At 29.4% G+C, this 15,840-nt stretch carries 5 protein-coding genes; all 5 read left to right on the plus strand.

Features of this window, described 5'->3' with window-relative positions; genetic code table 4:
- Positions 1-263 precede the first annotated feature (263 nt).
- The 5 genes from rpoB to MBIO_RS01795 all read left to right on the plus strand — a co-directional run bounded on the left by rpoB (position 264) and on the right by MBIO_RS01795 (position 15,789).
- Positions 264-3,881: a DNA-directed RNA polymerase subunit beta gene (rpoB, locus tag MBIO_RS01775; RefSeq protein ID WP_041594204.1), complete on the plus strand. Its 3,618-nt coding sequence runs from the start codon at positions 264-266 to the stop codon at positions 3,879-3,881.
- Positions 3,874-8,349: a DNA-directed RNA polymerase subunit beta' gene (rpoC, locus tag MBIO_RS01780; RefSeq protein ID WP_041594205.1), complete on the plus strand. Its 4,476-nt coding sequence runs from the start codon at positions 3,874-3,876 to the stop codon at positions 8,347-8,349. Before rpoB ends, rpoC begins: the two co-directional genes overlap by 8 nt.
- Positions 8,350-9,015: 666 nt before the next feature.
- Entirely contained in the window at positions 9,016-14,382 is a 5,367-nt protein-coding gene (locus tag MBIO_RS01785; RefSeq protein WP_015510876.1) for an SGNH/GDSL hydrolase family protein, read from the plus strand.
- Positions 14,383-14,400: 18 nt separating this feature from the next.
- The gene (locus tag MBIO_RS01790; RefSeq protein WP_013354511.1) at positions 14,401-15,486 is read left to right on the plus strand and encodes a zinc-binding metallopeptidase family protein; all 1,086 of its coding nucleotides are present in this window, start codon (positions 14,401-14,403) and stop codon (positions 15,484-15,486) included.
- A 66-nt stretch (positions 15,487-15,552) separates the two neighbouring features.
- Positions 15,553-15,789: a YneF family protein gene (locus MBIO_RS01795; protein ID WP_013354512.1), complete on the plus strand. Its 237-nt coding sequence runs from the start codon at positions 15,553-15,555 to the stop codon at positions 15,787-15,789.
- The last annotated feature ends 51 nt before the right edge of the window (positions 15,790-15,840 follow it).

Here is a 15,840-nt window from a genome sequence, read left to right on the forward strand (position 1 = left end):
AATTTGCTAAATTTTGACCAATTAACCTATAAAAAAGCCTTAAAATTCAAAAAATAAATTTTAATTTTTCTTAATTTAAGAAGGCTTGAAAAATTTTGAAAAAATAATACATTTTTTTTCTTGGTATTTTAGATTTTATTGGTAAAATATAAACACATTTGCTTTTTTATTTAATATTAAATATTTATTATGCAAAAAACCTTTTTATGGTATAAGCTGACAAAAAAGCAAATTTTATTATGAGAAAAAAGGAGTATTACTGTATGGATGTTGCAACAAAAAAATATGTAAATAAATACCCTTACAAAGTTCGTAAATATGGACCTATTACCGAACGCCGTGATTACTCTGTAACTAAAATAACTTGAAACGTTCCTGACTTTTTAGTTACAAGTAAAGAATCATTCGAATGATTCAAAAAAACTGGTATTGAAGAATCTTTAAGAGAACACTACCCAATTACAGCGACAAACAAAAAAGTTTCATTAGAATATATTCCAAATTCTGCAGATTTGGAAATTCCTTCTAAAGAATATGAAGCTATTAGTGAAGCTAGAGTTAAAGGCACAAACTATGCTGCTAAACTTTATGCTAAATTTAGAGCTACAGCTACTGAAACAGGTATCGTTAAAGATGACAAAGTTCTTTTAGGTGAAATTCCACTTATGACTTCAGGTTGAAGTTTTATCATCAATGGTAGCGAAAAAGTTATCGTTAGTCAATTAATTAGATCACCTGGAGCTTACTTTGGACGTGGCGTTAGAAATAAACAATCTGATGACCTTTTCAACAAGGTAGAAATTTTACCTCGTATTGGTTCTTGGGTTGAAATCTCTCACAAGGTTACAACTAAAACACCAGATAGCGTAAAAATTAAAATCGATAAAAACAAAAATGTTAACTTAGTAACTTTCTTAGGTTCACTTGGTTTAGATCGCCAAATGATTATGAATCTTTTTGGTAAATCAGATGTTTTAAAAGAAACCATCAAAAAAGACAAAAAAGTTGATCCTGAGCTTGACCAAGACACAGTTATCAAAAACTGTCAAGAAGAATTATTTAGAGTTCTTCGTCGTGGTGACCGTATCACAGATGAATCAATTGCTAACTTGATTCCAAGCTTACTTTTCCACAGAAAACGTTACAGCTTAAGTGAAACTGGTCGTTATATGTTAAACAAAAAACTTAACTTAGTTGACCGTATTTCAGATACATTTTTAGGTGAAGACTTAGTTGTTATTAACAAAAATGGTGATGAAGAAAAAATTAAAAAAGGTACTTTGATTACACACAAAATTGCTTTATTAATTCAAAGCAACTTTGACAGTGGTAAATTACCTTCTGTTGAAATCGAAGGTGTAAGACCTGAAGTAGCATATGCTAAATTATTAAGTGATGCACAAAACAAATCACTTAAAAACAGAAACAAAATCATTATTTTAAAAATCTATCCAACCAAAAAATGAATGGATAAAGGTTTAACTCCAGTAAAAGTTATTGGAAATGACCCTAAATCAGTTGAACAACACTTATTAGTATCAGATATTATTGCTGCTGTAGGTTACTACTTCAACTTATTAGATGGCATTGGACAAGATGATGATCCTGACTCATTAACAAACAAACGTATTGTTGCAGTTGGTGAATTATTACAAAGCCAATTAAATGTCGGTTTAGTAAAACTTGAAAAAACTACACGTGAAAGAATGGGCGCTAAAGAACCTGACAAAGTAACACCTAAAAATGTTACAAACAATAAACTCATTTCAACACAAATGAAAACATTCTTTAACTCATCAAAACTTTCACAATTTATGGATCAAATTAATCCACTTGCTGAAATTTCAAATGAACGTCGTATCACTTCTCTAGGACCTGGTGGTCTTAACCGTGATACAGCTCAATTCGAAGTTCGTGACGTTCATGCAACTCACTATGGAAGAATTTGCCCTATTGAAACTCCTGAAGGACCTAACATTGGTCTTATCTTAAACTTTGCAACATATGCACAAGTTAATAAATATGGTTTTTTGCAAACTCCTTACTATAAAGTTGAAAATGGTGTAGTTGACTATTCAGAAGTTCATTATTTAACAGCTGCTGAAGAAATTGGATTTAATATTGCTCAATCAATTGTTAAAGTTGATGAAAACAATAAATTAGTTGATAAACAACTTACAATGCGTCACAATTACAACTATATTATTGGTAAACCTAAAGAAGTAGACTACATCGAAGTAGCTCCAAACCAAATGGTTTCAGTTGCTGCCGGATGTATTCCTTTCTTAGAAAATGACGATGCTAACCGTGCACTTATGGGTTCTAACATGCAACGTCAAGCAGTTCCTCTTTTAATTCCTGAAGCTCCTTTTGTTGCCACAGGTATTGAATCTGATATTGCTAAATATTCATCAGGTAACTTCGTTGCTAAAAATGATGGGCTTGTTGAATATGTTGATGGTAAGAAAATCAAAGTTAGAAATCAAAAAGGCACTTTAGATACTTACTATCTTAAAAACTTCCAACGTTCAAACCAAGATACAGTTGTGCACCAAAGACCTTTAGTTAAAGAAGGCCAAGAAATCAAAAAAGGTGATTTACTTGTTGATGGCTCAAGTTTCAAAAATGGTGAATTAGCATTAGGCAAAAACGTAGTTGTTGCCTTCACAACATATAAAGGATACAACTATGAGGATGCTGTTATTCTTAATGAACGTTTAGTTAAAGATGATGTCTTTACTTCAATTCATATTGAAGAACAAACAATTCAATTCAGAACTTCAAAAGCTGGAGATGATGAATTAACTTTAGATATTCCTAACGTTTCTAAATATGCAACACGTCATTTAGATGAACATGGAATTGTAAGAATTGGATCAGAAGTTGTTCCTGGAGATGTTTTAGTTGGTCGTGTAAGCCCTAAAGGTGATGACAACCCATCTCAAGAAGAAAAACTTCTTTCAGCTGTGCTTCAACAAAGACAATTAAATGTTAAAGATACTTCATTAAAAGTTAAAAATGGACACAATGGTACCGTTATTGGTGTTGATGTTTTAAGCCGTGAAAATGGTGATGCGTTAGAAGATGGAATTGAAAAAATCGTTAAGGTTTCAATTGCTATTAAACGTAAAATCAAAGTTGGTGACAAAATGTCAGGGCGTCACGGTAACAAAGGTGTTGTTTCAATCGTATTACCTGAAGAAGATATGCCTTATTTAGAAGATGGTACACCAGTTGATGTTATGCTTAACCCTCAAGGTGTTCCTTCACGTATGAACATTGGTCAAGTTCTTGAAATTCACTTAGGTATGGCTGCTAAAAAACTTGGATGTAAATTTGTAACTCCTACTTTTGATGGGGTTAAAAAAGAAGAAATTCAAGATGTTACTTTAGAAGCTGGTTTACCTTTAAGTGGAAAACAATGATTAATTGATCCTATTACAGGTAACAAATTAGATAAACCAGTTTCAGTTGGTGTTATGTACATGCTTAAACTTAACCACATGGTTGATGACAAGATGCACTCACGTTCAGTTGGACCTTACTCACTTATTACTCAACAACCTCTTGGAGGTAAGAGTCAAAACGGTGGTCAAAGATTTGGTGAAATGGAAACATGAGCTATTGAATCTTATGGTGCAACAAATGTTCTTCAAGAAATCTTGACATACAAATCAGATGACATTAATGGACGTAACCAACTATATGCTGCATTAGCTTCAGGACGTGAATTACCTAAACCAGGTGTCCCTGAATCATTTAACGTATTAAGCTATGAATTAAAGGGATTGGGAATGAAACTTGATCTTAAAAAAGTAAAACAAGACGATAATGATTTCCAACAACACTTCGACATTAGAGGAGGAGATTCAAATGAGTAACTTTATAGACAAAAACAAGTTAAATAAAGATCGTGAAATTGAAAAAATTACTCTTTCTTTAGCTACTAAAGATGACGTTCTTCAATGATCAAATGGTGAAGTAACTAAACCAGAAACAATTAACTATAAAAGTTACAAACCAGAACGAGATGGTCTTTTTGATGAATTAATTTTTGGACCAACAACTGACAACAAATGTCCTGTTTGTGGTACTAAATATAAAAGAAGTGATGAAGGAACTCAATGTTCAAAAACTCCTTTATGTGAAAAATCAAAGGCTACAATTTTAGCTAAAATTTCACGTCGTAGCCGTATGGGTCACATTCATTTACAAAATCCTGTTGTTCACTTTTGATTCTTCAAAATTGATCACTCAATTATTTCTAAATTACTTGGTTTAAGAGTTGCAAAAAGTTCTAAAACAGTTTCAAAAACAGATTTAGAAAAACTTATTTACTACAAAAGCCACATTGTTTTAGAAAGTGGTGGCATTAAAGCTCTTCAAAAGAATGCAATTATTGATATTGCTGAAGCTGCAGTTATTTATCGTGATGCTTTACTTGAAATTAGAAGCAAATATTCTGAAGAATCAGAAGAATATGAAATTATTAATGAATCACTAGAAGAATTAGAATCATATGCAACTAGTAAAATGGGTAAAGATTATGGTATCGACTTCTATGAATACAATGAAATTATTCACGAATACAGTGATGCTATTATCTCAACAGGTTCTAAAGCTATTGAATACTTATTAGAACATGTTGACTTACAAAAAGAAGCTCAATTAATTGAAGATGAAATTAAGAAAATCAATCGTTCAATTAAAGATAAAAATCACACAGGCACAAGAGGTCAAGAACGTTCAAAACTTTACAAACGTCTAGCTGTAATTAATGCCTTCATTAACTCAGGTCAAGATCCAAAAAGCATGCTTATTTATGATCTTCCAGTTATTCCAGCTGACTTACGTCCACTTGTTCAATTAGATGGTGGCCGTCACTCAACTAGTGATATTAATGAGCTTTATCGTCGTATTATTATTAGAAACAATCGTCTTAAAAAATGAGAAGAAACCGATGCTCCTATGCTTATTAAGCAAAATGAATATCGTATGATTCAAGAAGCGGTTGACTCATTAATTGATAATGCACGTAAAAAACCAAATCCTGTTACTTCAAAAGATAGCCGTCCTCTTAAATCAATTTCAGACGCATTAACAGGTAAAAAAGGTCGTTTTCGTCAAAACTTACTTGGTAAACGTGTTGACTATTCAGGTCGTTCAGTTATTGTTGTTGGACCAGAATTAAAAATGCACCAAGTTGGTATTCCTCGTGAAATGGCTGCTAAATTATTTGAACCTTGAATTATTAAAGAATTAATTAAAGGTGACAACCAAATTAACTCAATTAAAGCTGGTAAAAAAGCTGTTGAAAATTTAGATCCTATTATTTGACCTTATGTTGAAAAAGCAATTCAAGGTCGTCCAGTGCTTCTTAACCGTGCACCTACATTGCACCGTCTTTCAATTCAAGCTTATGAACCTGTTTTAATTCGTGGTAAAGCTATTAAACTTCACCCACTTTCATGTACTCCATTTAATGCTGACTTTGATGGTGACCAAATGGCAGTCCATGTTCCTATTAGTGATGAAGCAGTTAGAGAAGCCAAAGAATTGATGCTCGCTTCAAGAAATATTCTTGGGCCTAAAGATGGTGAACCTATTATCAACCCAGGTCAAGATATTATTTTAGGTCTTTATTACTTAACTCAAGAAGCTACAGATGATAAAGTAATTGGCGAAGGTCGTTATTTTGGATCATATGATGAAATGATGACAGCTTACGAAAATAAACTTGTTTCACTTCATGCTCGTGTTGTTTTACCAATTAGTGAAATCAATAAAAGAGTTATTCCAGCTGATGGTCAAGACCGTTACATAGTTTCAACTGTTGGTAAATTTATCTTCAACTCAATTTTCCCAGATAGCTTTGAATTTATCTTTGGAAAATATGTTGAAAGAAATATTAAAGAAGTGGATGGCAAAAAAGTAATCAGTGAAAAAGAAGTATTACACACTTCAGGTGATAAAAATCAACTTAAAAATTACTTATTACCTTATGGTATGAATTTCCCTGAAATTATTAAAAACATGCCACTTAACTTACCTTTAGGTAAAAAAGATATAGCTAAAATAGTACGTCGTATTTTTGACCGTTATGTAGCTATTGTTACAATGGAAGACTTAGCTGCTATTATTAGCGACTTAAATAGTGAAACAATTAACAACTTATTTGATAATTGTGCTAATTTAGTTGATTACAACAAAAACACTATTCCTGTATGACATACAGAAAACTTAGTACGTATAATAAAAGAAGAATACGAAAAAATTAATGAAGAATTAATGATTGAATATCGTAAAGTTGATCAAGAAATTGGCTGAAGAGTTAGTGATTATACAAAAATGCTTGAAAGAGTATGATTTAGATATACAAACTTTGTGGCTGATGTTTTAGACAAACTTAAAGCTTTAGGATATCATTATTCAACAATTTCAGGTACCACTATTTCAATTAGTGATGTTACTACTTTACCTTCAACAAAAGACAAAATTAAAGAAGGAGACAAATATATCGAACAATTAAGAGACTACTTTGAACAAGGCCTTTTAACTGATGATGAAAGATATGCTTTAACAATTCAAAAATGAGCCGAAATTAAAGACTCAATTGAAAAAGACTTAAAAGAAGTTACAAAAACTGATCCAGATAACCCATTATTTATGATGTTTACTTCTGGTGCTCGTGGTAACTCATCAAACTTTGTTCAATTAGCTGGTATGCGTGGACTTATGAATAACAACACTAAAATTCTTAAAGCTGACGCTGAAAATGAACGTGTTGTTCGTTCAACTGTTGAAATTCCAGTTAAATCATCATTCCTTGATGGTCTTACAGCTTATGAATTCTATTCATCAACCCACGGTGCTCGTAAAGGTCTTACCGATACAGCTCTTAACACAGCTAAATCAGGTTACTTAACTCGTCGTTTAGTTGATGTGGCTCAAGGTATCGTTCTTCGTGAAGATGATTGTGGAACTGACTATGGTTTCGAAGTTAAAGATATTCTTGATACAAAAACAAATACAATTATTGAATCACTTGGTGAAAGAATTGAAGGTCGTTTTTCAAACGTTCCTATTTATCATCCAAGAACTAAAGAAATGATTCTTGATGCAGATCAATTAATTACTCCTCAAATTGCTGAAGAAATTGTTAAAGCTGGTATTAAATCAGTTGAAATTCGTTCAGTACTTTCTTGCTATACTAAAAATGGTGTATGTAAAAAATGTTATGGTAAAGACTTAGCTCTTAACCGTGTAGTTAACATTGGTGAAGCTGTCGGAGTTGTTGCAGCTCAATCAATTGGTGAACCTGGTACACAGCTTACCATGCGTACATTCCATACTGGTGGTGTTGCTGGTGTTGAAGATATTACTGGTGGTTTTGGTCGTTTAATGGAATTAATCGATGCCTATGATTCACCATGAGGTAAACCAGCTGTTATTGCAGAACACTATGGCAAGATTACAAAAATAGAAGATAAAAAAGATACTTTAGGTAATGCTAGTGATTATCAAGCTATTACTCTTGAATATGAAGATGAAGAAGGCAATACACAAAGCAAAATTTATGCTGCTCGTAAAGATCGTCGTCTTAGAGTTAAAAAAGGTGATAAAGTTATCCCTGGACAAAAAATTGTTGAAGGACCTATTATCCTTAATGAATTACTTAAAGTTGCTGACACTCGTTCAGTTCAAAACTACTTATTGAAAGAAGTACAAAGACTTTATCGTCTTCAAGGTATCACAATTAGTGATAAATATATTGAAATCATTATTCGTCAAATGCTTTCAAAAATTGTTATTACTGATCCAGGAGATAGTAAATTCTTTAGTGGTAACTTAGTTGATATCTTTGCTTACCAACGTGAAAGTGCACGTTTAATTTCACAAGGTAAAAAGCCTCCTTTTGGTGAAGTTAAAATCAAAGGTGCAAAACAAACTCCTTTATTATCAGATTCATTCTTAGCTGCTGCTTCATACCAAGAAACTCCAAAAATTCTTGTTAATGCATCTATTGCTGCTCAATCAGATAAACTTGAAGGACTTAAAGAAAACATTATTTTAGGTCACAAAATTCCTGCTGGTACAAACTGTAATTTTGAAGAAAAAGGTAAATATGACATCCGTGATCCACGTTCATATTTCCAAAGTAAATTTGCAGAAAACTCAGATTTTCCAAATCCAAACTTTGAAGATAACTTAAATAATTTACAAAGTCAATTAGATGAATTCAACAGTGTTGATCCTGAAGAATTAGCAATAGAAGAAGAAATGGGAATCGAAGAAGTTTATGAAGATGATTACTACTCAGATTTAGATGAAAATAATGACAACAATTAATAAATAAAAAATAAATAGCTTTTACCAAAAATATTGTTTTATAGTACTATTAGTAAAATTTAGCTATTTATTTTTATTTTTTTGTAAAAAATACTCTTTTTGACTAATCAAGTTATTTTATAGTATTTAAAAAAACAAATTAAATTTGGTATATAATTAAAGTCCGGTAATATTTAAAATATTGCCGGGTGAATTTAGGCGCCCTTCACTCAGGCGCAAAAAATTATTGTTATCATTTATTTCATTGAAAAATATTTTTATCGATTTTTATAACTTTTATTAAATTACAATTAATTACATTTTCACATATCATTTATTTATATTTGGTAGTTTATTAAATCATAATGTTTAAAAAACTCTTTTTAAAGTGTTGTTAGGGAATTTTAAATTCATATCAATATGCTCCTTTCTGTGGATTTCTTTTTGTTTTAAAATAGAAATTTTGCATAATAAGAAAATCTTTAAAATTTCTTATATATATTGTTTTTTGTTAATATTATTATCGGGTATACATTTTTTATCCTCCTTTTAATATTATATTTATATTATGAATAATACGCGAAACAGGCGTGGCCTGTTTCGCTTTTATTATTTTTTTAGTATAATAAGGTATATTTATTACTTATAAATAAATTTAAGTATCTTAAATTTAATTAGGAGTCATTTATGAAAATTAAACTAAAACAAACTTTGATTATTTTATCAACCACTTTAGTTGGCACAATTGCTCTAGCAACTGGGCTTAGTTTCTTACCAACAAAAGACAAAACAATTCCTCGTGGTAAACAATCTTTCAATGATGACCATAAAAATTACAATGACCCTAATATTCCAAATTTACCTGGCAATAACGTTCCAACCAAAAACCCTAAACCTACATTAGTTTTAAAAAATCGACCTAAATCTGCAAATGCAATTACTAAAGAAAATAGCATAAAATATTTAGCTTTAGGCGACTCAATTTCAGCTGGATTTAATGCTCAACTTGATAAAGATTATCCAGGACAATTAGTTAATTCAAAAATTGAAGGTTTATCATTCCCAACTTATTTAGCTTCATTTTTCCAACAATTAGCAGACAAAAAATTAGAAAGTTTTGATAATAAAGCAGTTTCTGGAACAACCTTTAAACAATGAAATTTACTTTTAAATTATGATCCAAATAAACCTTTAGACCCAAAAGATTTGGCAGAATTAAACAAATATTTTGGAACTGATTTAGTAAATATTAAAAATGATTTAATTGCTAAAATTAAAAATGCAAACTTAATAACAGTTACTTTAGGTGCTAATGATTTCTTAAAGGATTTATTATTTAAAATGGTAAGTAACATGCCAATTTTGGATTTAATTAAGCAAATTAAAAACAAAAATTTGGACTACAATATGTTAGTTTCACATTTTGATCAAGTTTTTAGAACACTTTTTGAACAACTTGAAAATCGTCAAAAACAATTTATTCAAACTATTAAAAGTCTAAATGATAAAGTTAATATTAATTTCATTGCTTATCCTTTACCATTAACTTTTATAATGGATTTAATTGATAAAGTGATTAACAAAGGCGATACAAATAATGCTTTAAGTATTGGTCAAACTATTTTAGATTTATTAAATAAAAAGCTTAAATATACTGCAATTAGTCAAAAAACATATTACATAAATCCATATCAAAGTAGCTTTTGAAAACAAAATTTGAAGTTATTAACTCCAAATATTTTTGATATACACCCTTCAAGTTTTGGCTACAAAAAAATGGCCATGGAAGTATTTGTTAAATTAATTAATCCATCTCGTGATATTAATAAATACCATGAAAATAAAATTGAATGAGATAATAAATACTTACAAAGCGACCAAGATTCTTTTGAATACCAAATCGAAGTTAAAAATCCATTTGAAAAAATCAAAACTATTTTCAAAAATAATTATGATGGTTACTTAAAAGAAAAAGATAGTTTCTTCTTAGCTTATGAAAATCAATTAAATGAAGGCAATTATATTAATAGAGTTTTAAACAATAATGGTTTAGCTGATTTCTTATTTGTTGATTTAATTAACTCAATGTTTAAATCAAAAATTTATGAAACTATTGATCCAAATAGAAAACTAGAAAAATTCATGCATCGTGATGACTATGCAAACCAAAAATCTTTACGTGACTGATTCTTTAATGGTCAATTTATGGCTAAATTTTTATATGATGTTCAAAAACAATTATTTGAACAAGACTGAGATCAAGATAATTTACCAGGAGCTAAAGACTATCAATTTAAATACCTTTTAGAAGCAATTAAAACACAAACTTTAAAAGAAGAAAGAATTATTGAATTTATTACAAGTTTTTGTTCAAGTTCAGTAATTACAACTCAAAAAGATGAATTAAAAACCATTTTAGAAGAAATCTTTTCAAATATTGTTGCATATGAAGTTAAATATGAAGACATGCTTAAATTAGTTAAATCATTCTACAACGAAAATATCAGCAAATATATTTCACAAAATGATTTAGCAAGTTTATTGAAATTGGTTTTAAATACTAAATCAATTAAATCAGCTGTTGGTGATTTAGTTGTTGAATTAATTAACAGTGCTCCAGAATATGCAAAATGTAAAAGCATCAATGAATTATTTAATGTATTTATTAGTAATAAAAATAACCAAAACACCATTAAAAAATTCATTGAATCAATTGTTAATGACTTATTAAGTCAAAACGAATTTAAACAAATTGTTTCGCGTCTTGCAAGTAAAATAATTAAACAATATCCAGAATTATTTAAAGATATAGATGAAAATAATTTAACCAATTTAATTTATGAATCATTATCACTTGGTGGTGAAATTAATAATGCTTTAGGGCTAGTGACGAAATTTGTCAACAGCCTTTTAAATGAGTTAACTACAACCAATATTAAAGAATTTAAATTTGATAATGTAATTAAAAATACATTAACTGAAATTAAAACATTATTTGACAAAGACAATTGACAAGAATCAACATTTAATATTATTAAAATTGTTGCTAAATCTAACCTATACAAAAATCGATCAACAATTTCACAATTAATCAAAAATATCTTCAATTACTTAAATACTAAAAACTCATTTGCTAAGAGAATTGTTGATCTATTTTATGACAAAAATCAAGCAAAAATATCAGAATATATCTCAAAAGAAAATCTTACTAGTTTATTCGAAAAGGTCTTTAAAACAGAAGAATTGAGCAATTTAATCTCACAACTTGTGAGTGATTTATTAAAAACAAATCAAACACAATTGATGGATGTAACAAATTTTTTTGATGCTATAAAAGTTATCTTTAAAAACTTTGTAAATACTTCAGCTTATGACTATATTTCACCTTTAATTAAGAAGGTATTTGAGTTTCCTGAAGCTAAAGACTTATTCAAAAAAGCAATGGCAAAAATACCAGCTCAAGAAGCTAAAAATCTTAATGACCGAGATGTAGCTGATATAGTAAGTTTTGTTCTAGATAACAACGAATTTAAAGACATCTTGCAAGATTTTTTAGTAAAAGGTATTTTTGGCGATGCAATAACAATTGAAAAATTAAAAGATGCAAATAACATTATTAAATCATGACTTGCTAATAAAGGAAGTGTTGACTATATTGTTCTTAAGGCTTCAAAATTTATTCTTGATGTTTCACAACAAAGTTCAATCAAAGGAATACTAACTTCATTAATTTATGAAGCATTATCTAAAGAAAGAAATTTAGTTAAAGATATTGATCAACAAGAAATGGAAAACTTTATTGGTGACTTCTTAACAATTATTCCTTCTTTAGATGAAGAATTTAGATTTATAAAAGATGTCTTAACCAAAATATTTAATGAATTAAAAGCAACCGGTAAAGCAATTGACTTTAAAAAAGTCATGAGCGAATTTGCTAAATGTATTAAAAATAAATTATTTAACAAGAATGATTGAGAAAAGAATACAGTTAAATTAATTAAAATTGCAATTACTAAAAAAACAATGAATAAGCATCAAGCATTTTTAAGAAAATTTGTTAAAAATATTCTTGTTTATGTCAGTGAAGATATAGCATTAGGTAAAAAACTATTTAAAAGCTTATCTGAAAAAGCACACAAAATAATTGATAAACACATTGATGAAAATGACTTTAACAATATGTTTATTGACTTATTCCAACGCACTGAAGGTCTTCAAAGAATTATAGATAACATTCTTGATTCATTATTTAGCGATATTGATTCATATCAAAATGCAAATAGCTTAATTGACATTCTTAAAATTTATGTAATGCCTCAAGATCGTGCTGATCGTTTAGCTAAAAACTTAGAAGATGTTCTAAAAGAATTCTTGAAAAATGAAGCTCTTCATAAATTATTAAGAGGTCTATTTGAAGAAAATGTTGCTCCTTATGGAATTGATCCTAAGAGCCCAGGTAATAAAGCTTTAGTTGATGATTTATTAGCAAACTTGCATACATTCTTTGTTGATTTAAAAATATTGCCTAACTTAGCTAACTCAATGGTTGACAGCTTCAAAAAATACAATAACTTTAATGAAATTATTAAAAATATTGAACCGATTTTAGTCAATGGACTTAAATTAAAAGAATACTCATTTGTGGCTACAATTCTTAAAAATAATATTGTTAATAAACACAAAGAATCAATTAGAGATGATATCAACAAAGTTATCGCAGGTATCACTTCAAAAATTAATTTAGTTAACAAATTTATCGATGACTTTAATTTAATTAAACCTATTAAAGATATGGGCCTAAGTGAAACAAAAGCACGTGATTTCTTAACTCAAGTTATTCAGTCGCAAAACTTAAAAACTATAATAGATGTCTTTGTTAAAGAGCTTTTAGACAAAAACTTAGAATATGCTCAATTAAATTCATGACTTGAAGCTATAAGCAAATTCATGAGTTCACCAAGCGCATTAATAATTAAAGGAACAATTAAACAATACATAACTGAATTATTTGAAAAGAATGAAGAAGTAGCTTTTACAATTGGTAAACTTATAGCTAATGGTTGAAGAAAAGAACACTGAACTAATAGTGAAAATGATGACATTATTATTCAAAAATTCATTCGTTCATTTGGTATTGGATTACTTAAAACAAATATTTTAGATGATATTGTAGATAGCATTTTTGAAAGATTGAAGAGAATTAATACCTATGGCTTTGAAAAATTAATTGATAACTTAAGAGATGCTGCAAAAGAAGGAGCACTTAAGTTTATTAGCGAAGGTGGCAAAGTTAGATTATCAAAAATATTTGACCAAATACCTTTAATTAGAGATTTACTTGCTAAAGTACCTCAAAAAGAATTTTCAGATTTTCTTAACTTAGCATTTAGTTCAACTCCTAAAAATGATACAGAAGGATTATTCAAAGTGATGTTTAATTCTGATAAAGGAACATCTAAATTTGAAGTTGGTATTGGAGCAAGCGGAATTATCGATATTCTTAAAGGTAAAGTTGGTGATTTAGTTTCAGCTATTGCTTCACCTCTTGTTAAAGAATTCTTTAAACAAGCAAGTGAACAAAATTATAGTGATCATAATACATTAAGAAAAACTAATACAGGCTTCCAAGCTTTATGAAGATTTTATAGCTTTTTAGCTTCAGTATTGTATTCAAACACACCAAGTGGATTGTTTTGAAATGGAACAAGTTTGACAGCTGAAGCTTACTTAATGGATGGTTTTGTCAAAGCATTCAAAGATAACGTAAAAGACTATAAAACAGCCTTATTGGCAAAATATGGTGATAAAAGTTTAATAGGATTTAATAATAGTTTTGACCCTCTTGATTATTACTTAAGTGGTATGACAACAGTAAATTATTGAACTGGAACTCTTCATAGTCGCTCAAACAGTTTAAATGACTCTAGATATGGTAGTGATCATGTTCTAACTTACATTTATTACAAAGACAAAAAAGATTCTAAATTTACAAACAAAAAATTCAAGCAAGCATTAATTGAATATATGCATCAAGGTTACATGCCTTATAAATAAAAATAGAAAGAAGATATTATGAATAAAAAAGAATTTAAAAAGAGATTAATTGAATACTGCGAAACGGAAGGATTGAGCAGATATGAAGAAAATGTAGCTCATGCATTAGTGAAAAATATAAATTCAAAAAACTTTGAAGTTAACTATGACAATTTTGGATCTTTAATTTTGCATAAAAAATCAAAAGTTAAAGATGCTCCTAAATTTATGATAGCTGCTCATATGGATGAAGTTGGTTATTTAGTACGTCAAATTCATGAAGATGGACAAATTCTTTTAAGCTCAGTTGGTGGAATTTGAGCAAATGTCGCAATAGGCACTAAAGCAACTTTAATTACTAGTGACAATAAAAGATATAGCGGACTTTTCGGACACACTTCAGTTCACATTATGGAAGCAGAAGCTAGAAATAGAGCGGTAACAAATAAAGAAATTTATGCTGATTTTGGCTTTAAAAACAAAGAAGAGGCATTAAAGAAAAATGTTCAAATTGGTGATCGTGTTTTAATGTCGGGTGAAACAATCAATTTTGACAATGAAAACTTAGTTGGAGCTAAAGCTATGGACAATAGAGCTGGAGTTACAACACTAGAATATATAGCTCATCAATTAAAAGATTTAGACTTAGCAGTTGATTTATATTTAGTTGGAACAGTTCAAGAAGAAGTAGGTACTAGAGGTGCTAAAACCTCAGTTACTGTTATTGATCCTCAAATTGCAATAGCACTAGATACAACCAGCACTCATGATACTATTGGTACTATTGCGGGTACTACCGCACTAGGTAAAGGCGCAGCCATTAGAATCATGGATGGAGCTATGATGGCTAATCCAAGACTAGTTGAATTAATGTGTAAAATAGGCAGAAAAGAAAAAATCAAACACTACAAATTTGTTGCTATGGGTGGCGGTACTGATGCTAGTGCGCTTCAATATGCTAAAGGTGGAGCAGCCACTTTAACTATCTCTTTAGCTCAAAGATATCTTCATTCTCCAATTGGAGTTTGTGACATAGAAGACTTGATGGCAGCTGGTGATTTAATTGTTGAAACAGTTAAAGCAATTAATCCTAAAGTTTACGATCAAGAAATTAAATATCATTAATATTTGTGTTAAATAACTTTTACTTTATAATATTAAATAAGTTATCACAAAAATGAGGAGGTTAATATGGGTACAGGTTCATGAATCGGATTAGTTATTGGTATGGCAATCTTATTCTTTTTAATGGGTGGTTTTATTGCTTTTATCGTTTCAAAGAAAATGTTCGAAAAACAAATTAAAGAAAACCCTCCTATTACTGAAAAAATGATTAGAGCTATGTTCTTACAAATGGGAAGAAAAGCTTCAGAATCACAAATTAAAGCTGTTATGCGTTCAATGACAAATGCTAAAGATGAAAAATAATAATTGTAATAATTTGCAAGCAAAATAAAATATTTGCCCTAGTTAGTGAGC

It is taken from the genome of Mycoplasmopsis fermentans PG18 (genome assembly GCF_000209735.1).
GTDB lineage: Bacteria > Bacillota_I > Bacilli_A > Mycoplasmatales > Metamycoplasmataceae > Mycoplasmopsis > Mycoplasmopsis fermentans.